This is a genomic window from Kitasatospora sp. MMS16-BH015 (assembly GCF_002943525.1).
In the GTDB taxonomy this organism is placed as follows: Bacteria; Actinomycetota; Actinomycetes; order Streptomycetales; family Streptomycetaceae; genus Kitasatospora.
In genome coordinates this window covers 5,989,793-6,013,493 of record NZ_CP025394.1, presented here as the reverse complement: position 1 = coordinate 6,013,493, position 23,701 = coordinate 5,989,793, and the positions used below count along the sequence as shown (strand labels likewise).

Annotated in this window: 20 protein-coding genes; 5 read left to right on the top strand and 15 right to left on the bottom strand. The window is 73.1% G+C overall.

The genetic code is table 11. The features are described from left to right. The first annotated feature begins 19 nt into the window (after nt 1-19). The gene (locus tag CFP65_RS25960; protein WP_158702359.1) at nt 20-1,273 is read left to right on the top strand and encodes a helix-turn-helix domain-containing protein; all 1,254 of its coding nucleotides are present in this window, start codon (nt 20-22) and stop codon (nt 1,271-1,273) included. Nucleotides 1,274-1,341: 68 nt separating this feature from the next. On the opposite strand, the gene CFP65_RS25955 is transcribed toward CFP65_RS25960, so the two are convergent. The 4 genes from CFP65_RS25955 to CFP65_RS25940 form a co-directional block, all read right to left on the bottom strand. Next, the gene (locus CFP65_RS25955; RefSeq protein WP_104818461.1) at nt 1,342-3,834 is read right to left on the bottom strand and encodes a [protein-PII] uridylyltransferase; all 2,493 of its coding nucleotides are present in this window, start codon (nt 3,832-3,834) and stop codon (nt 1,342-1,344) included. Nucleotides 3,835-3,982: 148 nt separating this feature from the next. After that, complete coding sequence (locus tag CFP65_RS25950; RefSeq protein ID WP_104818460.1) at nt 3,983-4,321, bottom strand: P-II family nitrogen regulator; 339 nt, start codon at nt 4,319-4,321, stop codon at nt 3,983-3,985. Beyond that, nucleotides 4,321-5,685: an ammonium transporter gene (locus CFP65_RS25945; RefSeq protein ID WP_104818459.1), complete on the bottom strand. Its 1,365-nt coding sequence runs from the start codon at nt 5,683-5,685 to the stop codon at nt 4,321-4,323. Before CFP65_RS25945 ends, CFP65_RS25950 begins: the two co-directional genes overlap by 1 nt. A 212-nt stretch (nt 5,686-5,897) precedes the next feature. Beyond that, nucleotides 5,898-7,352, bottom strand: coding sequence for a tetratricopeptide repeat protein (locus CFP65_RS25940; RefSeq protein ID WP_104818458.1), 1,455 nt, complete (start codon nt 7,350-7,352; stop codon nt 5,898-5,900). A 479-nt stretch (nt 7,353-7,831) separates the two neighbouring features. On the opposite strand from CFP65_RS25940, the gene CFP65_RS25935 reads away from it, so the two are divergent. Then, entirely contained in the window at nt 7,832-8,512 is a 681-nt protein-coding gene (locus tag CFP65_RS25935) for a bifunctional DNA primase/polymerase (protein ID WP_104818457.1), read from the top strand. A gap of 100 nt (nt 8,513-8,612) precedes the next feature. On the opposite strand, the gene ftsY is transcribed toward CFP65_RS25935, so the two are convergent. Then, nucleotides 8,613-9,827, bottom strand: coding sequence for a signal recognition particle-docking protein FtsY (ftsY, locus tag CFP65_RS25930; RefSeq protein ID WP_217368186.1), 1,215 nt, complete (start codon nt 9,825-9,827; stop codon nt 8,613-8,615). A gap of 93 nt (nt 9,828-9,920) precedes the next feature. Here ftsY and CFP65_RS40250 point away from each other — a divergent pair, with 93 nt between their 5' ends. After that, nucleotides 9,921-11,396 carry a cytosine permease gene (locus tag CFP65_RS40250; protein WP_104818456.1) on the top strand — a complete coding sequence of 492 codons (1,476 nt, stop codon included), beginning with the start codon at nt 9,921-9,923 and terminating at the stop codon, nt 11,394-11,396. Here CFP65_RS40250 and smc read toward each other — a convergent pair. From smc to CFP65_RS25910, 3 genes are all read right to left on the bottom strand, one after another. Continuing rightward, nucleotides 11,374-14,949 (bottom strand): chromosome segregation protein SMC, encoded by a 3,576-nt coding sequence (gene smc / locus CFP65_RS25920; RefSeq protein WP_104818455.1) that lies wholly within the window; start codon nt 14,947-14,949, stop codon nt 11,374-11,376. The genes CFP65_RS40250 and smc overlap by 23 nt on opposite strands. A 241-nt stretch (nt 14,950-15,190) precedes the next feature. After that, entirely contained in the window at nt 15,191-15,394 is a 204-nt protein-coding gene (locus CFP65_RS25915) for a hypothetical protein (protein ID WP_104818454.1), read from the bottom strand. Between the two features lie 420 nt (nt 15,395-15,814). Continuing rightward, a complete protein-coding gene (locus tag CFP65_RS25910) occupies nt 15,815-16,108 on the bottom strand; it encodes an acylphosphatase (protein ID WP_104818453.1) in 294 nt (97 codons plus the stop codon). Nucleotides 16,109-16,193: 85 nt separating this feature from the next. Between CFP65_RS25910 and CFP65_RS25905 the strand changes: the two genes are divergently transcribed. Continuing rightward, a complete protein-coding gene (locus CFP65_RS25905; protein ID WP_104818452.1) occupies nt 16,194-16,739 on the top strand; it encodes a phosphotransferase family protein in 546 nt (181 codons plus the stop codon). Nucleotides 16,740-16,793: 54 nt separating this feature from the next. Here CFP65_RS25905 and CFP65_RS25900 read toward each other — a convergent pair whose 3' ends face one another. Next, nucleotides 16,794-18,134: a hypothetical protein gene (locus CFP65_RS25900; RefSeq protein WP_104818451.1), complete on the bottom strand. Its 1,341-nt coding sequence runs from the start codon at nt 18,132-18,134 to the stop codon at nt 16,794-16,796. Between the two features lie 182 nt (nt 18,135-18,316). Here CFP65_RS25900 and CFP65_RS25895 point away from each other — a divergent pair, with 182 nt between their 5' ends. Then, nucleotides 18,317-19,246 carry a hypothetical protein gene (locus CFP65_RS25895; protein ID WP_104818450.1) on the top strand — a complete coding sequence of 310 codons (930 nt, stop codon included), beginning with the start codon at nt 18,317-18,319 and terminating at the stop codon, nt 19,244-19,246. A gap of 105 nt (nt 19,247-19,351) precedes the next feature. Here CFP65_RS25895 and mutM read toward each other — a convergent pair whose 3' ends face one another. From mutM to coaD, 6 genes are all read right to left on the bottom strand, one after another. Next, nucleotides 19,352-20,188: a bifunctional DNA-formamidopyrimidine glycosylase/DNA-(apurinic or apyrimidinic site) lyase gene (mutM, locus tag CFP65_RS25890; RefSeq protein WP_104818449.1), complete on the bottom strand. Its 837-nt coding sequence runs from the start codon at nt 20,186-20,188 to the stop codon at nt 19,352-19,354. A 6-nt stretch (nt 20,189-20,194) separates the two neighbouring features. Further along, nucleotides 20,195-20,974: a ribonuclease III gene (gene rnc / locus CFP65_RS25885; RefSeq protein ID WP_104818448.1), complete on the bottom strand. Its 780-nt coding sequence runs from the start codon at nt 20,972-20,974 to the stop codon at nt 20,195-20,197. Between the two features lie 20 nt (nt 20,975-20,994). Continuing rightward, entirely contained in the window at nt 20,995-21,168 is a 174-nt protein-coding gene (rpmF, locus tag CFP65_RS25880; protein ID WP_030056747.1) for a 50S ribosomal protein L32, read from the bottom strand. Nucleotides 21,169-21,170: 2 nt separating this feature from the next. Further along, the gene (locus CFP65_RS25875) at nt 21,171-21,809 is read right to left on the bottom strand and encodes a DUF177 domain-containing protein (RefSeq protein WP_104821121.1); all 639 of its coding nucleotides are present in this window, start codon (nt 21,807-21,809) and stop codon (nt 21,171-21,173) included. 141 nt (nt 21,810-21,950) lie between these two features. Continuing rightward, a complete protein-coding gene (locus tag CFP65_RS25870; RefSeq protein WP_104818447.1) occupies nt 21,951-23,093 on the bottom strand; it encodes a cell division initiation protein in 1,143 nt (380 codons plus the stop codon). Nucleotides 23,094-23,212: 119 nt separating this feature from the next. Beyond that, a complete protein-coding gene (gene coaD / locus CFP65_RS25865) occupies nt 23,213-23,698 on the bottom strand; it encodes a pantetheine-phosphate adenylyltransferase (RefSeq protein WP_104818446.1) in 486 nt (161 codons plus the stop codon). Between the last annotated feature and the right edge of the window lie 3 nt (nt 23,699-23,701).

Here is a 23,701-nt window from a genome sequence, read left to right as displayed (position 1 = left end):
CGTCCAGGGGGGAAGGCACGTGTCACTTCAGCAGCCGGAGTTCGGCACCAGACTGCGTGCGCTCCGGACCGGTCTCGGGCTCTCCCAGCAGCAGCTGGCCGGCACCGGGATGTCCACCGGCTACCTCTCCCGGCTCGAATCCGGCGCCCGCCCGCCGACGCTGCGGGCCGCCGAGTACCTGGCGGAGCGGCTCGACGTACCGCTCTCCGCCCTGCGCAGCCCGCAGACCGACCCGCTGGCCCAGCGCCTCGCGGTGGCCTCGGCCGCCGAGGAGCCCGCCCGCGCGCTCACCATCCTGCGACAAGCCCTGACCGAACACCCCGACGGCGCCACGGCCCTGCGCTGGCAGGCCCTGCGGATGCTGGCCGAACTCCAGCAGGCCACCGGCGACCGCGCCGCCGAGGCGGCCACCCTCACCGAGCTCACCGCCCTGGCCGCCCAGACCGGCACCCCCGAACTCACCGCCTACTCCCACCTGCACCTGGCCCGCTGCCGCCGCGCCCTCGGCCAGCACGCCGAGGCCCACCAGCACGCCGCCACCGCCTTCGCCCTGGCCGTCACCCACCAGCTGCCGCCCGCCGAGCGGGACGGCGCCCTGATGGTGCTCATCTCCACCGAGACGGCCCTCGGCAAGCTCGCCGAAGCCCGCCTGCACGCCGACGAGTTGGAGCACTCCACCCGCACGGCTGCCGCCGCCCCGCGCGCCGAGGCACTCTGGACCTGCGCCCACGTCCGGCTCAGACAGGGCGACCAGCCGGGCGCCGCCGCACTGCTCGACCGGGCCCTGGCCCTGCTCGGCAGCCGCGAGAACCCCCTTCTCTGGCTCCGCCTCCGGCTGGCCGCCGCCTCACTCAGCCTCCAGATGTCCCCGCGCCGCCTCGACACCGCCGAACGCTGCCTCACCGAGGCCGCCCCCGCCGTCGACCTGATCGGCGCCCAAGTCCACCGCCAGGAACACACCCTCCTCCGCGCCCGCCTCGCCGTCCTCCGCGGCCGCACGGCCGAAGCCGCCGAGCTCTGCGGCCTGCTCGACGACGAGGCCCTGCTCCTCGCCCACCAGGACGTCCTGACCCTCCGCATGGTCCGCGGCCAGCTCCGCATCCTCACCGGCGACCACGAAGAGGGCGTCTCCGCGCTGGAGCAGCTCGCCGCCCAGGCCCAGGTGGAGGGCGCCGATGTGAACACGGCCATCGAAATCTGGCGCAGCCTTGCCGAGAGCGTCACTTGCACCATCAGGGGCGCGGGGAACGGCGCGGCCCACCCTGCACTCTGACGCTGTCTTACGCGGTGCACCAGTTGCACTGTCCGTTGACGGTGCAACTGGCTCTCAGCGTCAGCCTGCTACTCCGCTTCTTCCGGATTCGCGCAGTTCCCCGCGCCCCTGAGTAGTGCAGCTTGAACTTGGTGGGCGACTTGCCGGGCGTAATCGGGTTCCAGGGGCCGGCCGGCGACGTCCGTCAGGTAGAAGGCGTCGACCGCCTCCGCCCCGAGCGTGGAGACGTGGGCCGTACGGACTCGGACGGCGGCCGCGTCCAGGGCGCGGCCGATGCGGTGCAGCAGGCCGGGAGCGTCGTGGGCCCGGACCTCCAGGATCGTGGCGGAGGAGGACGAGGTGCCCGGGGCCACCGTCACCACGGGGGGCGGGGTGGGGATGCCGCGGCGCTTCGGCGCGGCGGCGTCGCGTTCGGCGAGCTTGCGGGCCACGTCCAGGGAGCCGTCCAGGGCGCGCCGCAGGTCGGCCCGCAGCCGGGCCGCTTCGGGGAGTTCGCCGTACTCGGCGGCCACCGTCCAGGAGAGCAGCAGCACCGGGCCGGCCCCGATCGGGTCGAGCTCGCGCAGGCCGGCCGCGCGGACGGTGAGGCGGTGCAGGGCCAGCACGCCGGCCACGGTGCCGAGCAGGCCGGGGCGGTCCGGGATGGCCAGGGTCAGTTCGACGCCCATCGGCTCCGGCCGCTCGGGGTCGGTGGATTCGCCCGCGTGGGCGTGCAGCGAGAGCGCGGGCGAGAGGGTCCGCGCCGCCTCCACGGCCAGCCGCTCCTGCTCGGCGGTCGGCTCCACCACCGCCGACCAGACGGCCGGCGCCGACGGCCGGCCGGCTGCCCCGCCTGTACCGGGAGCAGCCAGCGCCGCCGCCGCCCGGTCGACCAGGCCCGCCACCAGCGAGGCCCGCCAAGCGGTCCACGCGGCCGGGCCGGTCGCGGTGGCGTCGGCCTCGGTGAGGGCGTGCAGGAGTTCCAGGTGCGGGAGGGTGCCGACAGTGCGGGTGATCAGCTCGATGGTGGCCGGGTCCTCGGGGTCGCGGCGGGTCGCGGTGTCCACCAGGGTCAGGTGGTGGCGGACCAGCAGGGCGAGGGTCTCGGTGTCCTCCTTGTCGAAGCCCATCCGCACCGCGACATCGCGCACGATCACCTCGCCCGCCTCGGAGTGGTCGCCCGGCCAGCCCTTGCCGATGTCGTGCAGCAGCGCGGCCACCAGCAGCAGGTCGGGCCGGGCCACCCGACGCGTCATCGCGGCGGCCCTGACCGCCGTCTCGACCAGGTGGCGGTCGACCGTCCAGCGGTGCACGGCGTTGCGCTGCGGACGGCAGCGCACCCGCTCCCAGTCCGGCAGCAGCCGGGTGATCAGGCCCTCGGCCTCGTACGCCTCCCAGACCGGGATGGCCGCCTCGCCCGCGCCGAGCAGGGTGACCAGCTGCTCGCGGGCCTCGTCCGGCCAGGGCACCGGCAGCGGACGGGTCTCGGCGGCCAGCCGGCGCACCGTCGCGTGGGCCACGGTCAGGCCCGCCTGGGCCGCCGCGGCGGCGGCCCGCAACGGCAGCACCGGGTCCTGGGCCGGGCGGGCCGACTGCGCGAGCACGGCCTCACCGTCCTGCTCGACCACGCCCTCGGCCAGCGGGCTGCGCTCCACCACACCCCGGGCCGGCACCGCCCGGCCGCCCCCGAGGAAGGGGAGCCGGCGGCGGCCCCGGCCGCTGCGCGCGGCCAGTATCCGGGTGACGGTCCGCCAGGTGACGTCCCCGGCGTAGCTGATGGTGCGGGCCGCCTCGTACACCTGGCGGAGCAGGATGTCGGCGTCCAGCACGCCGAGTTCGGCGGCCACCTGGTCCTGGTCGTGCAGGCCGAGGCGTTCGGTGGCCCGGCCGGTGGCCAGGTGCAGGGCGTCGCGGACGTCGGCCAGGGTGGCGGCGGCCTCCTCCAGGCCGTCCCGGGGGGCGTCGGCCAGCCAGGTGGCGGCGATGGCGTTCAGCGCGGTGACGTCGCGCAGACCGCCCTTGGCCTCCTTGAGGTCGGGTTCGAGCAGGAAGGAGAGCTCGCCGTGCCGCTCGGCCCGTTCGGCGCAGAGCTCGCGGAGCTCGGGCAGCCGCTTGGGGGCGGCGGCGCGCCAGTCGGCCAGTACGGCGGAGCGCAGGCCGGCGGTGAGTTCGGCGTCCCCGGCCAGGTGGCGCAGGTCGAGCAGGCCGAGCTGCGCCTTGAGGTCCTCGGCGGCCACCGAACGGGCCTCGGCGGTGGTGCGCACCGCGTGGTCGAGCGCGGCGCCGCCGTCCCAGACCGGGTACCAGATCCGCTCCGGCAGGGCGGGGTCGATCCGGCCCTCGTGCAGCAGCAGCACGTCCAGGTCGCTGCGCGGGGAGAGCTCGCCCCGGCCGTAGCCGCCGACGGCGACCAGCGCGGTGCCCGGTGGCGCTCCGGCGGCGGTGAAGAGGCCGCGGAGCCAGCCGTCGGCCAGCGCGGAGAGGGCGGCGCGGCGGGCGGCGCCGGTGCGGCCGGGTTCGGCGAGCAGCCGGGCCCGGGCGGCGGCGAACTCGGAGCCGGTGGGGTGGGTGTCGGTCGTCACTGGGTGATCCCCGTCCGTGGTGCGAGCCGGAAACTGCGAGCCGGGAACGACGACACCGGCCGCGGGGGCCGGATACGCCTTCGGCGGGCCGGTGACGGATGGTCACCGGCCCGCCTGGGTGGAGCGGTTCAGAGAAGTGGAGCGGGTGTCACAGGGCGTCGGGGCCGCGCTCGCCGGTCCGGACCCGGACGACGGTCTCGACCGGGACGCTCCAGACCTTGCCGTCCCCGATCTTGCCGGTTCGGGCGGCCTTCACCAGCGTGTCGATGGTCTCCTCGGCCACGTCGTCCTCGACCAGCACCTCGATCCGGCACTTGGGCACCAGGTCGACGGTGTACTCCGCGCCCCGGTAGACCTCGGTGTGGCCGCGCTGGCGGCCGTACCCGCTGGCCTCGGTGACGGTCAGACCGTGCACCCCGGCGGCCTGCAGGGCGGTCTTCACCTCGTCCAGGCGGTGCGGCTTGATGATGGCGGTGATGAGCTTCATCAGGCGTCGACCTCAGTCTTCTCGGTGGTCTGCTCGGCGGTGGTCCCGGTGATCTTCTCAGCCGCCTTGGTCGGCGCGGCAGGGCTCACGCCCACCGCCCGGGCCAGGCTGGCGCCCACCGCGCTGAAGTCGTACGCCGACTCGGCGTGCTCGGCCTGGTCGATGCCGGCCAGCTCGACCTCCTCGTCCACCCGGAAGCCGATGGTCTTGTCGATGCCCTTGGCCAGCAGCCAGGAGAGCACGAAGGAGTAGACCGCGACCACGGCCACGCCCATCGCCTGCTTGCCCAGCTGGCCGAGGCCGCCGCCGTAGAACAGGCCCTGGGCGGTCTGGCCGACGTGGCCGGTGGCGAAGAAGCCGATCAGCAGCGAGCCGATCGCCCCGCCGACGGCGTGCACGCCCACCACGTCCAGCGAGTCGTCGAAGCCCCAGCGGTACTTGAGGCTGATCGCGGCGGCGCAGACGGCACCGGCGATCAGGCCGATCGCGATCGCGCCGAGCAGGCTGACCGAGCCGCAGGCGGGGGTGATGGCGACCAGACCGGCCACCGCGCCGGAGGCGGCGCCCAGCGTGGTGAACGCGCCGTGCTTGATCCGCTCGAAGGCCAGCCAGCCGAGCATCGCGGCGGCGGTGGCGACCTGGGTGTTCAGGAAGGCCATGCCCGCCACGCCGTTGGCGGCCAGCGCCGAGCCCGCGTTGAAGCCGAACCAGCCGAACCAGAGCAGCCCGGAGCCGAGCATCACCAGCGGCAGGCTGTGCGGCCGCATCGGGTCCTTCTTGAAGCCGATCCGCTTGCCGAGCACCAGGCAGAGCGCGAGCCCCGCGACACCCGCGTTGATGTGCACGGCCGTGCCGCCGGCGAAGTCGATCACGCCGTTGCGGTCGCCGAGCCAGCCGCCGTTGCCGTTGTCGAAGAAGAACACCCAGTGCGCGACCGGGAAGTAGACGATGGTCACCCAGAGCCCGACGAACAGCCCCCAGGCCGCGAACTTGGCCCGGTCGGCGATCGCGCCGCTGATCAGCGCGGGGGTGATCACCGCGAACATCAGCTGGAAGGCGGAGAAGGCGGTGGTGGGGATGGTGCCGGTGAGGTCGTTCAGGCCGATGCCGCGCATCCCGAGGAAGTCGAGGTTGCCGATCAGGCCGGCCCCGGCGTCCGGCCCGAAGGCCAGCGTGTAGCCGTAGAGCACCCAGAGCACGCTGACGATGCCGAGCGAGATGAAGCTCATCACCAGCATGTTGAGCGCGCTCTTGACCCGGACCATGCCCCCGTAGAAGAAGGCCAGACCCGGGGTCATCAACATCACCAGGGCCGCACTGATGAACACAAAGGCGGTATCGCCCGCGCTGAAGCCGTCCGGCATCGGCGTCTCCTCGTTTCAGGCCGCTCCACCCGCTGGAATCCTGTCCCGTGCAATCCGGGGTGTCGGCGTTGAAGAGGAGAGTGCCGAAGGCGGGTTTCGGCCAGTGCGGCACGATGTTTCACAGCCGTGACGAGGGTGGCGAGGGCGTTACGACGGCGTGAACTACGGCCACGCCGCCGTACCGGATGCCCTACCGTGCGTCACCACAAGATTCACCCGGCCGGGATGAACTCCGGGATGTCCTGGACGACCCGGTCCGCCAGACGGCTGATCTCGGCCACGCCCTTGTAATCCCGGCTGGCCGCCGCCGAGGTCTTGCGGACGCGGGTGTTGAGCCGCTCCGAGCGCACCTTGGTGGCGATCTCCACCGCCTGCTCGGCCATCCGGGCGGCCTCCTCGGGCTCGCCCTGGAGCAGGTGCACGCTGGCCATCCCGACCAGGTTGAAGGCGTAGCTGCGCACGTGGCCCGGGTCCTGTCGGAACAGGTCGACGGCGCGCTCCATCACCGGGGCCGACATCGAGGCGAAGAGCGGGCTGCGCGGCGCGTTGTAGGCGAGGTCGCGGTAGGAGTGGGCGTTCTCCGCGTTCAGCTCGGCCTCGGAGAAGAACTTCAGCCAGTCCGGGTCGCCGTCGGTCTCCCGGCAGTCGCTGAAGGTGTCCTCGGCCATCCGGGCGGCCCGGGCGCAGCGGGTGGCCTCGCCGATGGTCGCGTAGGCGCGGGCCTCCATCGCGTACAGCAGCGCCTGCTGGCGCGGGGTCGCCGTGTCCCGGCTGCCGTACTGGGCCAGGTGGATGAGCTCCAGGGCGTCCTCGCCCCGGTCGAGGTGGATCATCTGGCGGCTCATGTCGGTGAGGATGAGCGCGCCGAACGGCCTGTCCCCCGCCTCCTTGGCCGCGTGCAGCGCGAGCACGAAGTACTTCTGCGCGCTCGGGTGCATGCCCACGTCGTAGGACATGAAGCCCGCCAGGTGGGCCAGCTCGGCGGTGAGCCGGAACAGCCGCTTGGTGGTCTGCTCAGGGTACGTCTCCTGGAGCAGGTCGGTGACCTCGTGCAGTTGGCCGACCACCGCCTTGCGGCGGAGGCCGCCGCCGTTCTGCGCGTCCCACTGACGGAACATCACGGTGGTCTGCTCCAGCAGCTGCAGCTCGGGCTCGGAGAGCCTGCCGGAGTGCGGCTCCCCGCCGTTGGCGGCGGTCAGGATCGGCAGCGGCGCGCCCGAGGGGCCGGGGGTGAGCCAGCGCTGCATGGGCTCGATCAGCGCCGCGCCGGCCGTCAGCGCGAGCGAGGTGCCGAGGAAGCCCCGGCGGTTGAGCATCAGGTCGCTGCGGGAGTACTCGCTGATCAGCTGGACGGTCTGCGGGGCGCTCCAGGGCAGGTCGACCCCGCCGCCCACGGTGGAGACCGGCACGATGGTGCGCAGCCCCAGGTCCTCCACCGAGACCACCGAGCCGAAGCGCTCGGAGAACAGCTCCGACATGATGCGCGGGATGGGCTCACGGGGTTGCTCGCCGTCGAGCCAGCGGCGCACCCGCGAGGTGTCGGTGCTGACGTGGTGTGCACCCATCTGGCGGGCCCGGCGGTTGACCTGACGGGCCAGCTCGCCCTTGGACCAGCCACTGCGGCCGAACCAGGTGGTCAGCTTCTCGTTCGGTTGCTTCTCTGCCATGGGAACAGCCCCATCCCGCCCGGCCCCACTACCGAGGCCCTGCTCGTCCCGACCCGCCACTGCGTTCCGTAGTCCGAACGTAACGCCCCGTCCGCCGTCCGGGGGAGCGTTGTCGGGGAAACGCCACCTTTCGCCACCCCTACGAGTGAACTAATCGACCTCGTACCGCGCTTCACTGGATACCCCGGCCCGGTGACGGCCCCGCCCGCCGCGCCACCCTGCCGATCCTGCCACCCTCAGCCGCCAATTCGCTTCATTACCAAGGGCTTTGACGCCCTCGAATATGACGGAGGCACCCTGTGCAGCACGGACGGCCCACCGGCCACCGCCTCGGGGCCCGCCGGCTCCTCGCCCGGGCCGCCCGCCTCGGAGCCCGTCGGCCACCGCGCGCCGCCGACGCACCACCCGCTCCCGGTCGGACAATCGACGGATCGTCACAATCCCGTAACCACCGGCAATCCGAACCTGTTGGGGGAGGCATGGACAACCTCTTCGGCGATCTGCGCTTGGGCGGCCGCCGCCGTACCCGGGGCAGCGCCTTCCAGGCCGCCACCGAGTACACCGCCCGCTGGGGCTGGACGGTGGCGGCAGGTGCCGGGCGCACGGCGGCCGACGGCCGGTGCGGGTGCGGCGCCGTACACTGCGCCGCCCCCGGTCTGCACGACGAGGTGAGCCCGCACGTGACCGCCGCCCCCGGCGGCGGCCTCGGTCCACACGCCGCCTCGCTGCGCGAGCTGTGGAGCATGGGCTCCCCACTGCTGCTGCTCCCCGGCCGCACCTTCGACGTGCTGGACGTGCCCGCCCAGCCCGGCCTCCAGGCCCTGGTCCGGCTGGAGCGGATGGGCACCCAGCTCGGCCCGGTGCTCGCCCCGCCCACCGGCCGCCTGCTCTTCTTCACCGCCCCCGGCACCGCGGCCCGGCTCCCCGAACTGCTCTACCGGATGGGCTGGGACGACGCCGCCCTCGACCTCGCCTGCCACGGCGAGGGCACCTACCTGGCCGCCCCGCCCACGGCCCTCGGCCCCCTCGGCCCCACCCGCTGGCTCCGCCGCCCCACCCGCGAATCGGCGGCCACACCGCCGGAAGCCCGCCTCCTCCTGGGCACCCTCGCCTACACCTGCCACCGCGGCCGGGAACGGGCACCCGAACTGGCCTCGTGATCCATTGGGGGCGCGGGGAACTGCGCGCTGCGGAAGGCTACAGGCTTGAGTCTTCCGAGCTCGCGCAGTTCCCCGCGCCCCTGATAGTGCAACCGGCCCTTTAGTCGCCGATCAAGGCGTCCACGAAGGCGGCCGGCTCGAAGGGGGCCAGGTCGTCCGCTCCCTCGCCGAGGCCGATCAGCTTGACCGGGACGCCGAGTTCGCGCTGGACGGCGACCACGATGCCGCCCTTGGCCGTGCCGTCGAGCTTGGTGAGGACGATGCCGGTGATGTCGACCACCTCGGCGAAGACCCGGGCCTGGACCAGGCCGTTCTGACCGGTGGTGGCGTCCAGGACGAGCAGGACCTCGTCCACCGGGCCGTGCTTCTCCACGACCCGCTTGACCTTGCCGAGCTCGTCCATCAGACCGGTCTTGGTGTGCAGACGGCCGGCGGTGTCGACGAGGACGGTGTCGGCACCCTCGGCGATGCCCTCCTTGACCGCGTCGAAGGCGACCGAGGCGGGGTCACCGCCCTCGGGCCCGCGGACGGTGCGGGCACCGACCCGCTCGCCCCAGGTCTGGAGCTGGTCGGCGGCGGCGGCACGGAAGGTGTCGGCCGCACCGAGCACCACCTTGCGCCCGTCGGCGACCAGCACCCGGCCGAGCTTGCCGGAGGTGGTGGTCTTGCCGACACCGTTGACGCCGACCACCAGGACCACGGCCGGACGGCCGTCCTCGTGCTTGGCGGTCTTGAGGGTGCGGTCGGCGTCGGTGCCGATCAGGGCGACGAGCTCCTCGTGCAGCAGGCCCCGCAGCTCCTCCGGAGTGCGGGTGCCGAGCACCTTCACCCGGGTGCGCAGCCGCTCGACCAGCTCCTGGGTCGGGGCGACGCCCACGTCGGCGACGAGCAGGGTCTCCTCGATCTCCTCCCAGGTGTCCTCGTCGAGCCGCTCGCGGGAGAGCAGCGTGAGCAGGCCCCGGCCGAGCGAGTTCTGCGAGCGCGAGAGGCGGGAGCGCAACCGGACCAGCCGGCCGGCGGTCGGCTCGGGCACCTCGACCGCAGGCGCCTCGACGACCGGCTCGACCTCGACGGCCTCGGGGGCCTCCGCGACCGGCGGAAGCTCGACCTCCTCGATGGTCTGCGTGGGCGCCGGGGCGCTCGGCGCGGCTTCGTCGCCGACCTGGGGCTCACGCGGGGTCGGCTTGGTCGTCGTGATGACGGGGGTGGCCGACTTCGGGGGCAGCGTCTTGCGTCGTCTGCCGTTGACGACGAGGCCCGCGATCGCACCGACGGCGACCACGGCGATGACTACGGCAAGGATCACGTATTCCATATCGCCACCCAGTATCCGTGACGGGCCTCCGCCACGGAACGGTGACATTCGACCCTGATGCCCGATCCGTCCCGACAAGTAGCGTGATGTCGCATGGAACAGAAGCCTGCCGTCGAGACCCGTGGCATCGAGCCCGTCCCCGATTCCGAACGCCACGGCAGGGTCCGTGAGCTCTTCCACACCTGGTTCGCCGCCAACATCAGTGTGCTGCTGCTCACCATGGGCGCCGGGCTGATCGTCGCCAACGGGCTCGCGCTCTGGCAGGCGGCGCTGGTCGCGGTGGCGGCGGCCGTGGTCGGGTTCGGCATCGTGGGGCTGCTCACCATCGCGGGCAAGTGGGGCGGCTCCCCGGCGATGACGCTCTCCCGGGCGGTGTTCGGGGTGCGGGGCAATCTGGTGCCGGGGGCGGTCACCTGGGTGGCCCGGTTCGGCTGGGAGACGGTGAACGCCGTCACCGGCGCGTACGCGCTGCTCTCGGTGCTCGACCTGGTCTTCGGCATCAAGGCGGGCACCCCGCTGATCGTCGTCACCCTGGTGCTGTTCGTCGGCACCACCTTCCTGGTCAGCGGCCTGGGCCGCAGCGCGCTGCTCTGGTGCAACCGCTGGGCGGCGTACCTGTTCGCGCTGTTCAGCGTGCTGGTGCTCGGCTACCTGGTGGCCACCGTCGACTGGTCGGCCGTCTTCAGCCGCCCGGCCGGCACGACCGCGATGGTGATCGCGGGCGTCGGCACCATCGCGGCCGGCGGGCTCAGCTGGGCGCCCTCCGGCGCGGACTTCGCCCGCTACCTGCCGCGCTCCACCCGCGACCGCGGCATCGTGGGCACCGCGGTCGGCGGGGCCGGCGTGGTGGTCGTGCCGCTGGTGCTGATGGGCGCGGTGATGGCGGTGGGCGCCCCCGACCTGGCCACCGCGGCCGACCCGGTCTCCTTCATCGGCGAGCTGCTGCCGCTCTGGCTGGCGGTGCCGTACCTGCTGATCGCCCTGGTCGGCATGGTGCTGATCAACAGCCTCTCGATGTACTCGGCCGGCTTCACCGCGCAGACCATGGGCGTCCGACTGCCCCGAGCCTGGGCGGTCAGCATCAACGCGGCGATCAGCCTGGTCGGCGGCGTGCTGCTGATGCTGGTCGCGAAGAGCTTCTACGGCGCCTTCATCACCTTCCTGACCATCCTGGCCGTCTCCTTCTCGGCCTGGATCGGCGTCTTCGGCGTCGACATGTGGCGCCGCCACCGCCAGGGCCGCACCCGCTACGACGAGGCCGCCCTGCTCGACACCACCCCGAGCAGCGCCTACTGGTACCGGGGCGGGGTCTGCTGGCAGGCGCTGACGGCCTGGACGGTCGCGATCGGCACCGGCCTGATGTTCACCCGGGCCGCGATGAGCCCCACCGACGTCTGGTTCGCCGGCCCCTGGGCCGACACCTGGATCGGGCAGAACGGCCTGGCCTGGGTGGTCACCATCCTGGTCGGCGCGGCGCTCCACGCGGTGCTGCCCCAGGCGCAGCCCACCGCCCCCAAAACCGAGGAGCGCGAGGCCGAGCGCGGGCTCAGCTCCGCAGCCGCTGGCTGATCACCTGCGAGATGCCGTCGCCCTTCATGGTCACGCCGTAGAGGGCGTCGGCGCACTCCATGGTCAGCTTCTGGTGGGTGATCACGATCAGCTGGGAGCTCTCCCGCAGCTCCTCCATGATCGCGATCAGCCGCCGGAGGTTGGTCTCGTCCAGCGCGGCCTCGACCTCGTCCATCACGTAGAACGGGCTCGGCCGGGCCTTGAAGATCGAGACCAGCAGGGCCACCGCCGTCAGCGAGCGCTCGCCGCCGGAGAGCAGCGAGAGCCGCTTGACCTTCTTGCCCGGCGGCCGGGCCTCCACCTCCACCCCGGTGGTCAGCATGTTCTCCGGGTCGGTCAGCACCAGCCGGCCCTCCCCGCCCGGGAAGAGCCGGGAGAAGACGCCCTCGAACTGGGCTGCCGTGTCCTGGTACGCCGAGGTGAAGAGCTGCTCCACCCGGGCGTCCACGTCCTTGACGATCTCCAGCAGATCGCGCCGGCTCCGCTTGAGGTCGTCCAGCTGCTCGCCGAGGAACTGGTGCCGCTCCTCCAGCGCCGCGAACTCCTCCAGCGCCAGCGGGTTGACCTTGCCCAGCTGCTGGTACGCCTTCTCGGCCGCCTTCAGCCGCCGCTCCTGCTCGGCCCGGACGTACGGGCGGGGCGCGCCCGGCTCCCGGCCCTCCGGCGCGCCCTCCTCGGGGAGCGGGGCGGGCACCGGCTGGTCCGGGCCGAAGGCGGCGAGCAGGTCGCCGCCGGCCAGGCCGAAGTCCTCCAGCGCCTTGGCCTCCAACTGCTCGATCCGCAGCCGCTTCTCGGCCCGAAGCACCTCGTCCCGGTGGCCGGCGTCCACCAGCTTGTCCAGCTCCGCCTTGAGCTCCCGGCCCAGCTCGCGGCCGGCCCTGAGCTGCGTCTCGCGCTCGGTGCGCTGCTGCTCCACCTCGGCCCGCTCGGCCTCGGCGGCGCCCAGTGACAGCTCCAACCGGGCCAGCAGCTGCCTCGCCCCGGCCGCCACGGCCGTGGCCACCGCCGCGTCCCGGGCCGCCCGCGCCCGCCGCTCGGCCGCCCGGGCCCTGGTCTCCCGCTCGGCCCGGGCCGCCCGGGTCAGCTGATCGGCCCGCCCGGCCAGCGAACGGACCCGCTCCTCGTGGGTGCGGACGGCCAGTCTGGCCTCCACCTCGCCCTGCCGCGCCTCGGACCCGGCGGCGGCCAGCTCGTCCCGCTGGCCCGCGTCCGGCTCCTCCTCGCCGCTCTCGGCCAACTCCTCGGCCACCGCGAGCCGTTCGGCCAGCTCCTCGGCCGCCGCGAGGGCCGTGGCCAGGCCCTCCTCGGCCCGCTGCACGGCCTGCGCCAGCCGCTCGACCTCCCCCGCCGCCGCCCGCGCCTGGCCACCGAGCCGCCCGAGCGCCCCGGCCGCCTTGGCCCGCTCCTGCTCGGCCGCCCGCCGCTGCGCACCGAGGCGCTCCCGCTCCCCCGCGAGCTCCCGCCGCCGCTCCCCGGCCGCCGCCAGATCGGCGGCCGACTCCGCGCAGACCGTGTCGAGTTCGGCGATCCGCCCGACCGCCTCGGCCACCGCCGCCTCGGTCTCCAGCAGGCTCGGCGCCCCGGCCGCCCCACCCTGCGCGAACCCGCTCCCGAGCAGCTCGCCACTGCGCGTGACGGCCGTCAACTCCGGCCTGCCGCAGACGAGTTCCCGCGCCTCGTCCAGCCCCTCCACCACCACGGTGCGCGCCAGCAACCCGCGCACCACCGGCATCAGCTCCACCGGCCCACTCACCAACTCAGCCGCCCCGGTGAGCCCTTCGACCGAAGCCGGCGCTCCCTCATCCCCCGCCCCACCGGCGATCAGCAGTGCCGCCCGCCCGGCGTCCTCCTTCTGCAGCAGCCGCAGCGCGGCCACCGCGCTGCCCACCCCGTCCACCACCACCGCGTCCGCCGCCGCGCCCAACGCCGCCGCGAGCGCGGCCTCGTAACCCGGCGCCACGGTGAGCAGCCGGGCCGCCGGGCCCAGCACCCCCGCCAGCCGCTCCCCCGCCGCACCCGCGTCGCCGGCCGCCAGCAGCGCCCCACTGCCGTCCTTGCGCCGCAGCCCGAGCGCCAAGGCCTCGTGCCGGGCCGTCAGCGCGGCCCGCTCCCGCTCGGCGGCCCCGGCCGCCTCCCGAGCCGAAGCCAACTCCACCTCGGCCGCTGCCAATTCGCCCTTCACCTGCTCGTACGCGGCCGCCAGCTCCTCGACCGAAGCACCAGCCGCCCCCGCGACCTCGCCCTCCAGCTCCCGGTACTCCGCCTCCGCCGCCTCGGCCCGCCGGGCAGCCTCCTCCCGGGCCTCCACCAGCCGCCCGATCTCGGCCTCCGCGGCGGCGGCCCGCGACCGGGCCGCTCCGGCCTGCCCCTGCAGCCGGGCCAGGCCCTCGCGCTGGTCGGCCAGCGCCCGGGCGGCCTGCCGCAGCCGGGTCTCCTCCACCGCCAGCTCGCGCTCCAGCTCGGTGCGCCGCTCCACGGCCTCGGCCAGCGCCTCCTGGGCCTGCTCCAGGGCCTCGGCCAGGGCGGCCTCCTGCTCGCGGACGGCCTCGGCCTCGCGCTCCAGCTCCTCCGGATCCCGGCCGCGCCGCTCCTCGCCCTGCACCCCGCTGGTGGCGTGCCGCACCCGCGCCTCGGCCAGCCCGATGGTGCCCCTGGCCCGCTCCACCAGCGCCGAGAGCCGGTACCAGGTCTGCCGGGCGGCCTCCAGCTGCGGCCCCAGCTGCGCCACCTGGGCCTCCAGCACGGCCTCGCGCTGCTGGGCCGCCGTGAGCTCCTGCTCCACCGTGGTGCGGCGCAGCCGCAGGGCCAGCTCGTCGGCGATCTCGGCCTCCACGGCCGAGCGCAGGGTGAGCAGGTCGTCGGCGAGCAGCCGCAGCCGGGCGTCCCGCAGCTCGGCCTGGATGCCGGCCGCCCGCCGGGCGATCTTCGCCTGCCGCCCGAGCGGGCCGAGCTGGCGCCGCAGCTCGGCCACCAGGTCCTGGACGCGGTTGAGGTTGGCCGCCATCGAGTCCAGCTTCCGCAGCGCCTTCTCCTTGCGCTTGCGGTGCTTGAGCACCCCGGCGGCCTCCTCGATGAAGGCCCGGCGGCCCATCGGGTCGGCGTGCAGCACGGAGTCCAGCTGGCCTTGGCCGACGATGACGTGCATCTCCCGGCCGATGCCGGAGTCGGAGAGCAGCTCCTGGATGTCGAGCAGGCGGCAGGTCTCGCCGTTGAGCGCGTACTCGCTGCCGCCGTTGCGGAACATCGTCCGGGTGATCGTCACCTCGGCGTAGTCGATGGGCAGCGCGCCGTCGGTGTTGTCGATGGTAAGGCTGACCTCGGCCCGGCCGAGCGGCGCCCGGCCGCCGGCCCCGGCGAAGATGACATCCTCCATCTTGCCGCCGCGCAGCGATTTGGCGCCCTGCTCGCCCATCACCCAGGAGAGCCCGTCCACCACGTTCGACTTGCCCGAGCCGTTGGGCCCGACCACGCAGGTGATGCCCGGCTCGAAGCGCAGCGTCGTCGCCGAGGCGAAGGACTTGAAGCCGCGCAGCGTCAGACTCTTCAGGTGCATGCGCCGCTCTCCCTCGCCTCACAGGTGGTCCGTGGGCGACTGTATCCGGAGCGGCCGACGGCAAGCCGTCGCGCAGCGGTTTCACCACGCCGCAGCGGGGCATCCTCCCCTGCAAAAGGCACGGGTGACGGGGGGAACGACGAAGGGACGCCACCCGGGCGTCCCTCTCAAGCTACGTCCCGTACCTGACGTACTCGTACGGGGACTCTCCACGCAGCAGCGTCGATCGATGAGGATCGGATCAGGTGAGTGCGGGCTCGCGCTGATCCAGGTCGATGCTGCTGAGCAGCGAGTGCTCGTCGGCGACAGCGGTGAGAGCGTCGTTCTCGGCCTGCATCCGAATGAGCTCGGATTCCAGGTCCTGGACGCGCTGCTGAAGCCGTCGCACCTCGGTGAGCATTCGCGGGTCGGGGCCGCCGACGTACCCGAGAAGCGCCTTTGCCATGATGAATGGTCCTCCACGCTGAGTGACCGAACCGGTGCGGTATGGGTCTAGGGGGAAGGGGGGCACGCACCCGTCTACGCGCCGGCTGTGCTGGCTGGGCACAGTGGGAAAGCCGAGGTGAGCTGGGCCCACGACGACATGCCCCTGCCGGGGAAACGCAGATTGGTGCGCGGGCTTTCAGCGTCTCACCAAAGACCCTACGGGTCAACACGATCACCGCACGCTACCGCGCGCCTGTCACCTGCACGGCGGGGGAACACACGCCGTCGGGTGGGCGGAGGGCCACAGTCGATCACTGCTCGCTGCGGAGTCAACCACGACTCCGTCCGGAAGGCAACCCTACTCCGCCAGTGCCCGGCTTGCGCCACCCTGTAGCGGTACGGATGCTGACGGCCCGACAGTTGTGCGGTATCGGGGCCCTCAACGGATCGCGAAGCCCTCGTACCCCTCGCCCGTGGCCGTCCAGATCTCGGTGACGCCCGAGACGCTGCCGGGGGTACCCGGGCCGCGCAGCAGGGCCAGCAGCCGCTCGCAGTCCGCGTGGGCGCCCTCGGCCACCACCTGGACCCGGCCGTCGCCCAGATTGCTCGCGTACCCGGTGAGGCCGATCTCCAACGCCCGGGCCCGAGTCCACCAGCGGAAGCCGACCTGCTGGACGCGGCCGCGCACCCAGGCGGTGACGCGGGTCGGCTGGAGCGGATCATGAGCGTGCATCCCCCGACCCTAACAACGCCCCTGAGCTCCCCGCCGGTCGGAATCGGGCCGCACCGGCGCACCGGCGCTGGCTAGCCTCCGGCTCATGACCTTCGAACAGACCAGGGCCTGGGTGCGCGGGCAGCTCGCCGGGGGCGAGGAGATCGAGACGGTCGAGCGGCTGCGGGGCGGCTGGAGCTCGGACATGCGGCGGATCACGGTGCGGGGGCCAGGCGGGCGGCGGGTACTCGTGCTCCGTTCGTTCAGCAAGCCGTTCTACCTGGAGCACGCCCCCGCGATGCTCGGCCGGGAGGCCGGGATCCTGCGGCTGCTCGGGCCCACCGAGGTGCCCGCCGCCGAGCTGGTGGCCCTCGACCCGACCGGCGAGCACTGCGAGCACACCTCGCTGCTGATGACCCTGCTGCCCGGCGTGCCCGCCGGGCTCTCCTTCGCCGCCCATTACACGGCGGCCGGCGGCGCACTCGCCCCCGACCCGGCCGACCACCGCTACTGGCGGCTGCTCGACGCCCTGGCCTACGCCCCGGACGCCGAGAAGGTCGCGGTGCCCTGGCGCGAGGTCGGCCGCACCGACCTGACCCCGGAGCTGCTCACCGACCGCCTGGAGACCTACCCCGCCGCCCTGCTGGACTGAACGCGCGAGGGCCGCGCCACCGGAGCGGTGGCACGGCCCTGGGGCTCGGCGGGATCAGAAGCTGCCGAAGTCGCTGTCCCCGCCACCGCCGAAGTCGCCGCCGTCGAAGGCACCGAAGTCGGAGGTGATGAAGTCGGCGCCGGTCTCGTCGCCGCCCTCCACGCTCGGGTCATAGCCGCCGCCCTGGAAGCCCGCCGGAGCCGCGTAGGCCATGCTCGGGCCGGAGAGGACGGAGCCGAGGGCGGTGCCGACCAGCAGGGCCGGCAGCATGCCGCCGCCGAAGTAGCCGCCCGCCCACGGGCTGTAGGCCGGGCCGGCGTTCCAGTACGGCTCGCGGCCGTGCTCGGTCTGCACCGTGCGGATCTCCGGGTCGGCGCCCAGCGCCAGCCGGTCCAGGTCGGCCTGGCAGGCCGGGACGGTGCGCGGCGCACCGCCGGCCGGGGCCCACTGGGTGTCGCGGACGGAGATGCCGTGGCGCGGGTCGAAGAAGCAGGCCGGACGGCGCTCCGGCAGCGCCCGGCCGTTGCGGCGGGCGTCCAGGGCGGCCAGGGCGTAGCGGCCCTCGGCCAGCGCCTCGGTCACCGCGGTGACGTCGGTGGGCTGCTTGGCCGCGTCCATGGCCTGCTTGGCCTGCTCGTAAGACTCCAGCGCCTTGCTGTAGTCGGCACGCTGAGCGTCGTCCGCGCTCGCCGCGCCGGGCTGGAAGTCCAGCCGGTCCAGCTCCTCGCCGAAGGCGGTGATGTCCTCGTCGACCACGGTGCGCAGCTGGGTGAGCTCGGCCCGGGCCTTCTCCTCGCGGCGCTTCTTGGCACGGCGGAAGAGCAGGAATACGCCGCCGCCGGCCAGCGCCAGGATGACCACCGGGACGATGATCAGCGCGGCGCTGAACCCGCCGCCGGAGACGCCCTTGCCCTTGGCGATCTTGGTGGCCTGGCCGACGAAGTCGTCCAGGGTCGCGCCGATGTCGCCCGGGTGCGAACGGAAGGCGGAGCCGGCCATGTTGGTGGCGGCGTTCGGCGAGACCACCTGGCGGTCGGCGAAGGCCTTGAACTGGTCGCCCAGCCAGATGCCGTACAGACCGGTGATGCCGGTCTTGGCCCGCAGGTCGGCGGCCACGGTCTTCGGGGGGTACTGCGGGCCGGAGGGCAGCACGGCGATGAAGACCGGCTTGTCGGCGTCCTCGATCCGCTTGGCCAGCGCGTCGGCCTGGGCCTGGGAGAACCGCGAGGTCATCGCCGGGTCGACGTAGACCTGGCTCTTCTTCAGCGCCTTGGACGCCTCGTCCACACCTCCCGCCGCCGAGGCGGGGGAAGCCAGCAGGAGGAGCAGCCCGAGCAGCGCCGCCAGCAGCGCAGCGGGCCGGGCCGCCGTGGGGCGGCGGAAGACAGTTCTCATGAGGGAGACCGTACCTGGCCAGCCCGTACGTCCGCGGCAGCCTCCGGGCTGGTCCGACCCCTCCGGGTGCCCGGGGGCAAGCTCCTCCCGGCGGTTGATCTCCCCGCCCTTCGGCGGGCATAGGGTGGGCCGGTCAGCCTTGCGGCGCTCTGGGCCGCGTGCACACAGTTCGGAGTCACCGGGTGATCATCGGCCTCGTCACCGCCGTCGCGGCGTCCACCTGCTACGGCACCGGCTCGGTGCTCCAGGCGCTCGGCTCCCGGCGGTCGGCCCGCGAGGAGGCCGCCGCAGCGGCGGCGGCCGGCCGCGAATCGGGCGTGACCGAGCACGGCGGGCCCAGCCTCAGCTCCACCGCCAAGGCCGTGGTGACCTGGGAGTTCATCCTCGGCACGGTGCTCGACCTGGTGGGCTTCCTACTCGGTGCGCTGGCCGCGCGGCTGCTGCCGCTCTTCCTCTCCCAGACCATCATCAGCGCCAACCTGGTGATCACCGCCGTGCTCAGCATCAAGCTGCTCGGCCTGCGGCTGAAGCAGCTCGAGTGGGCCTCGATCGGCATCCTCTGCGGCGCCCTGGTGATGCTGGCCGTGGCGGCCGGCCCCGAGGGCGGGCACCACGCCGCGATGTCCGTCCACTGGTGGCTGCTGGCCGTCTCGGTCCTCCTGATCGCCGGCGGCAGCCTGCTGGTGCGGCGGATGGGATCGAGCGGGGCGATCGTGGCCGGTCTGCTCTCCGGCCTCGGCTTCGGCGCCCTGGGCATCGGCGTCCGGATCCTCGACGGCGTCGAGCCCTTCGACCTGGCCCGGCTGCTCAGTGACCCGGCCCTCTACGCGATCCTGGTCGGCGGCATCGGCGGCATGTACCTCCACACCGTCGCCCTCCAACTCGGCTCGGTCAACGGCGCCACCGCCGCCCTGGTGGTCGGCGAGACGGTCGTCCCGGGAGCGGTCGGCGTCCTCTGGCTCGGCGACTCCACACGATCCGGCCTGGCCTGGATGGGCACGCTGGGCTTCGTCCTGGCAGTCGTGAGTGCCGTTGGCGTCGCCTACTTCGGATCGGAAGGAGAGGGGCGCGGGGAACTGCGCGAGGTCGGAAGCAACGGTCAGAGCGCCTGAAGCAGAGAACCAGTTGCACCCCGATCGCGGATAGTGCACCTGGTTCAGCGCGTAAGACAGCCGCAGAGTGCAGGGTCGGCCGCGCCGTTCCCCGCGCCCCTGGGGTCAGCGTTGGCAGCGGGGGCAGAAATAGCTGCTGCGGTTCATCCACGGGGCCCGGCGGATCGCCGTGCCGCAGCGGCGGCAGGGCTCGCCCTCCCGCCCGTAGGCGTCGAGGTCGCGGGAGAAGTAGCCGCTCTCGCCGTTCACGTTGACGTAGAGGCTGTCGAAGCTGGTGCCGCCGACGGCCAGGGCGGCCGTCATGACCTCGCGGGCGTGGGCGAGGAGTTCGGCGGCCTTGGGACGGGTGAGGGCCGTGGTGGGGCGGTCGTAGTGGAGGCGGGTGCGCCAGAGGGCTTCGTCCGCGTAGATGTTGCCGACGCCGCTGATCAGGGTCTGGTCGAGCAGGGCCCGCTTGACGGTGGTGCGCTTGGCGCGGATCGCGGCCACGAAGGCGGCGTCGTCGAAGCGGGGGTCCAGCGGGTCCAGGGCGATGTGGGCGATCGAGAGCGGGACGGCGGCCTCGTCGGCCTCCTCGACGGCCAGGCCGCCGAAGGTGCGCTGGTCGACGAAGCGGAGCTCGCGGCCGGCGTCGGTGAAGCGGAGCCGGACCCGCAGGTGGGTCTCGTCGGGGGTCACCGGGTCCTGGACGAGGAGTTGGCCGCTCATGCCGAGGTGGCCGACCATGGCCAGGCCGGAGTCGAGCGGCACCCAGAGGTACTTGCCGCGACGCTGGGCCTCGCCCAGCGTCGCGCCGGCGATCCGGGCGGTGAAGTCGGCCGCGCCGCCGGGCTGGCGGCGGACGCTGCGGGGGTGCAGCACCTGTGCTTCGGCCACGGTGCGGCCCGCCACCCAGCGGGCCAGACCGCGCCGGACGACCTCGACTTCGGGGAGCTCCGGCACCGGGGGTCAGCCCGAGGTCTTGGGCTGGCCGGCGATCTCGGCGTACTTGGCCTTGATCGCGCGCCAGGCGCTCTCGGCGGCCTTCTGCTCGGCTTCCTTCTTCGAGCGGCCTGCGCCGTGACCGTAGTCCTGACCCGCGACGCGGGCGGCGGCGGCGAAGCTCTTCTCGTGGTCGGGGCCGGATTCGGTGACCACGTACTCGGGGACGCCGATGCCCACGGAGGCGGTGAGCTCCTGGAGGCTGGTCTTCCAGTCCAGGCCCGCGCCCAGCTGAGAGGACTCCTCAATCAGCGGGTCGAACAGGCGGTGGACGAACTCCGTGGCGGAGGCCAGGCCCTGGTCCAGGTAGATCGCGCCGATCACGGCCTCGACGGTGTCCGCGAGGATCGAGGACTTGTCGCGGCCACCGGTGCCCTCCTCGCCCTTGCCCAGGCGGATGAACGCGCCCAGCTCCAGGCTGCGGCCCACCTCGGCGAGCGCGCGGGAGTTGACCACCGCGGCGCGCAGCTTGGCCAGCGTGCCCTCGGCCACGTCCGGGTGGATGCGGTAGAGGGTGTCGGTCACGACCAGCCCGAGCACCGAGTCGCCGAGGAACTCCAGGCGCTCGTTGGTGGGCAGTCCGCCGTTCTCGTAGGCGTAGCTGCGATGAGTCAGTGCACGTACCAGAAGGGCGCGCTCGAGCGTGAACCCGAGGCGCCCTTCCAGGACGTCGTATTCGGTCGAAGCCGGACCGCCGGCCTTGCCCCCGGTGGGAGCGGACTTGCGGGTTGAGTTGCTATCCGACATCGATCCGTACACCCCGCCGATCAGACCGAGAGGACCTGGCGACGGTTGTACGTGCCGCAGCTCGGGCACGCGATGTGGCCGAGCTTCGGCTCGTGGCAGCGGTCGCACGCCACGAGGGCCGGAACGACGGCCTTCCAGTTGCTACGGCGGTGGCGCGTGTTGCTGCGCGACATCTTCCGCTTCGGAACAGCCACGGCTACTTCTCCTGGTTCTCGGCGAGACCCTCACGGGTACCGCTGTTCTTGATCCCGTCACCCTCGTCGCCGGGGGCGGCGGAGAGTCCCTGCAGAGCCGCCCACCGGGGGTCGGCGGCGTCGTGGTGGTGGTCCGGGTCGTCGCTCAGGCGTGCCCCGCACTCGGAGCACAGACCCAGGCAGTCTTCCTGGCACACCGGCTGCAGCGGCAGTGCGAGCACCACCGCGTCACGCAGCACCGGCTCGAGGTCGAAGAAATCGCCCTCGAGTCGGTAAGTCTCATCCTCGTCGAGATCCTCGTCGAGCTCCTCGGCCGTGGCGCGGGCGCGCTCGACGGCCTCGGCGTAGTAGTACAGCTCCTGGAACTCGACGTCGATCTCGTCGTCGACCGGCTCCAGGCAGCGCACGCACTCGCCCTCGACCCGGGCCTCGGCGGTGCCGGTCACGAGGACGCCCTCGATCACGGACTCCAGCCGGAGCTCCAGCTTGATCTCGCTCTTCTCCGGCACGCCGATGACGTCTTCGATCCCGAAGCCCTCGGGGGCCTCCACGGCGCGGGAGACCTTGCGCATCGAACCCGGGCGACGGCCGAGCTCATGCGTGTCGAACACGAGCGGGTCGCGGTGGTCGAGGCGGTTCAAGGTGTCCTGCACTTTCGGAGGGAGAAGCTCGTCGTCCGTGGCTCGATCTGTGCACGCGGACGTGCCAGCATGCGGAGGCCGGAGGGGCCAGACTACCCGAGAGTCCAGCCAGGCCCAACTTCGCTCGGCCCGGCCCGGAGCTCAGCGGCCGCCGAGCTCCCGCAGCCTGGTCATGTCGATCATGCTGGTGTCGAAGAAGCTGGTCTCGTCCAGCCCGGCCTGCGGCGGCTGGGCGGGCTGCTGGGGCGCCTGCTGATAGCCGTAGGGGTCGGCGTAGGGCTGCTGCTCGGGGTAGCCCGGCGGCTGCTGGTAGGCGTACGGGTCCGGCTGCTGCTGGTAGCCCTGCGGGTAGCCGCCGTAGGCGTTGGCGTACGGGTCGGCCTGCTGGGCCGCGTACGGGTCGCCGTAGGGCTGCTGCTGGCCGGCGTACTGCGGGGCGCCGTACGCCTCCTCGCCGGGGGCCTGCCAGCCGGCCGCGGCCGGGGTCTGCTCGGGCCAGGTCTGCTGCTGCGGGACGGCGGCGGGCTGCGGGGGCAGCTCCTCGCGGTACCAGGGCTGCTCCTCGCCGCCGTCGGCGAAGCCGGCGGCCACCGCCTCGGCGCGGTCCTTGAGCTGCTGGGCCTGGTCGGCGGCGGCCAGGTAGGCGCCCAGCTCGTCGATCGGGGCCTTGCCGAGCAGCTTGTCGCGGCCCTTGCCGACAGCCTCCAGCGTCTTGCCGAGCACCGCCTCCAGGGTGGCGAGCTTCACGTCGACGTACTCGTCCACCTCGGGGCTCGGGCTACGGTACGACTGCTGGAACTCCTCGCCGTCGCCCTCGAAGCCCTCCTGCTCGAAGACGCTCGCGTCGCCGCGCAGCTTGGTGCGGCCGCGGCCGACGGCGCCGAGCGTCTTGGTGAGCACGACCTCGAAGTTGGCCAGCTTGCTGTCCACGTAGTCGTCGGCCTCGGCGCGCTTGGTCTCCACCTCGGCGCGGGCCTCGGCCAGGATCCGGTCGGCCTCGGCCTGGGCCCGGCGGACGACCTCGGTGTCGGAGATCAGCGAACCGCGCTCGGAGTGCGCGCCCTGGATGATCTGGTCGGCCTGGGCCTGGGCGTCCGCCACCACCTGCTCGTGGTCGGCCATCACCGACTGGGCGTGGGCGAGCTCGGCGGGCAGGGCCTCCCGGAGTGACTGGAGCAGGCCCACCAACTCGGCCCGGTTCACCACACAGGAGGCCGACATCGGCATCGAGCGGGCGTTCTCCACCGCTGCGACGATCGCGTCCAGTCTGTTCTGCACGTCCACGGGCGTCTCGGTCTTTCCGTGTGCCGCCGAGGTGCGGCGGAGGCAGGCACCCGACGACCTGACATCGTCGGGCAGGAGTACAGACTGTACGGCCACTGCCCCCGCAGCTCGAAACCCGCTCAGCCCCGGCGTTCGGCGATCCGCTCGACCAGCCGACGGTGCACCAGTTCCGGCAGCAGGTGGGAGACATCGCCGCCGTACGAGGCGACCTCCTTCACCAGGCTGGAGGAGAGGAAGCTGTACGTCGGCGAGGTCGGCACGAAGAGCGTCTCCACCCCGGTCAGCCCGTGGTTCATCTGGGCCATCTGCAGCTCGTAGTCGAAGTCGCTGACCGCCCGCAGGCCCTTGATGATCGCCGGGATGCCGCGGTCCCGGCAGAAGTCCACCAGCAGGCCCGCGTGCGACTCCACCACGATGTTGCCCAGCTTCGCGGTGGTCTCCTCGATGAGCGCGATCCGCTCCTCGATCGTGAACATCCCCTGCTTGTTCTTGTTGATCAGCACGGCGACGTGGACCACGTCGTAGAGCTTGGACGCACGCTCGATGATGTCGAGGTGGCCGTTGGTGATCGGGTCGAAGGACCCGGGGCAGACGGCGCGGCGCATCTG

What these genes read in the sequence shown, in the direction of transcription:
- CFP65_RS25950 (WP_104818460.1), bottom strand. Translation starts at nt 4,321, where the DNA reads ATGAAGCTCATCACCGCCATCATCAAGCCGCACCGCCTGGACGAGGTG.
- CFP65_RS25945 (WP_104818459.1), bottom strand. Translation starts at nt 5,685, where the DNA reads ATGCCGGACGGCTTCAGCGCGGGCGATACCGCCTTTGTGTTCATCAGT.
- CFP65_RS25940 (WP_104818458.1), bottom strand. Translation starts at nt 7,352, where the DNA reads ATGGCAGAGAAGCAACCGAACGAGAAGCTGACCACCTGGTTCGGCCGC.
- CFP65_RS25935 (WP_104818457.1), top strand. Translation starts at nt 7,832, where the DNA reads ATGGACAACCTCTTCGGCGATCTGCGCTTGGGCGGCCGCCGCCGTACC.
- ftsY (WP_217368186.1), bottom strand. Translation starts at nt 9,827, where the DNA reads ATGGAATACGTGATCCTTGCCGTAGTCATCGCCGTGGTCGCCGTCGGT.
- CFP65_RS40250 (WP_104818456.1), top strand. Translation starts at nt 9,921, where the DNA reads ATGGAACAGAAGCCTGCCGTCGAGACCCGTGGCATCGAGCCCGTCCCC.
- smc (WP_104818455.1), bottom strand. Translation starts at nt 14,949, where the DNA reads ATGCACCTGAAGAGTCTGACGCTGCGCGGCTTCAAGTCCTTCGCCTCG.
- CFP65_RS25915 (WP_104818454.1), bottom strand. Translation starts at nt 15,394, where the DNA reads ATGGCAAAGGCGCTTCTCGGGTACGTCGGCGGCCCCGACCCGCGAATG.
- CFP65_RS25910 (WP_104818453.1), bottom strand. Translation starts at nt 16,108, where the DNA reads ATGCACGCTCATGATCCGCTCCAGCCGACCCGCGTCACCGCCTGGGTG.
- CFP65_RS25905 (WP_104818452.1), top strand. Translation starts at nt 16,194, where the DNA reads ATGACCTTCGAACAGACCAGGGCCTGGGTGCGCGGGCAGCTCGCCGGG.
- CFP65_RS25900 (WP_104818451.1), bottom strand. Translation starts at nt 18,134, where the DNA reads ATGAGAACTGTCTTCCGCCGCCCCACGGCGGCCCGGCCCGCTGCGCTG.
- rnc (WP_104818448.1), bottom strand. Translation starts at nt 20,974, where the DNA reads ATGTCGGATAGCAACTCAACCCGCAAGTCCGCTCCCACCGGGGGCAAG.
- coaD (WP_104818446.1), bottom strand. Translation starts at nt 23,698, where the DNA reads ATGCGCCGCGCCGTCTGCCCCGGGTCCTTCGACCCGATCACCAACGGC.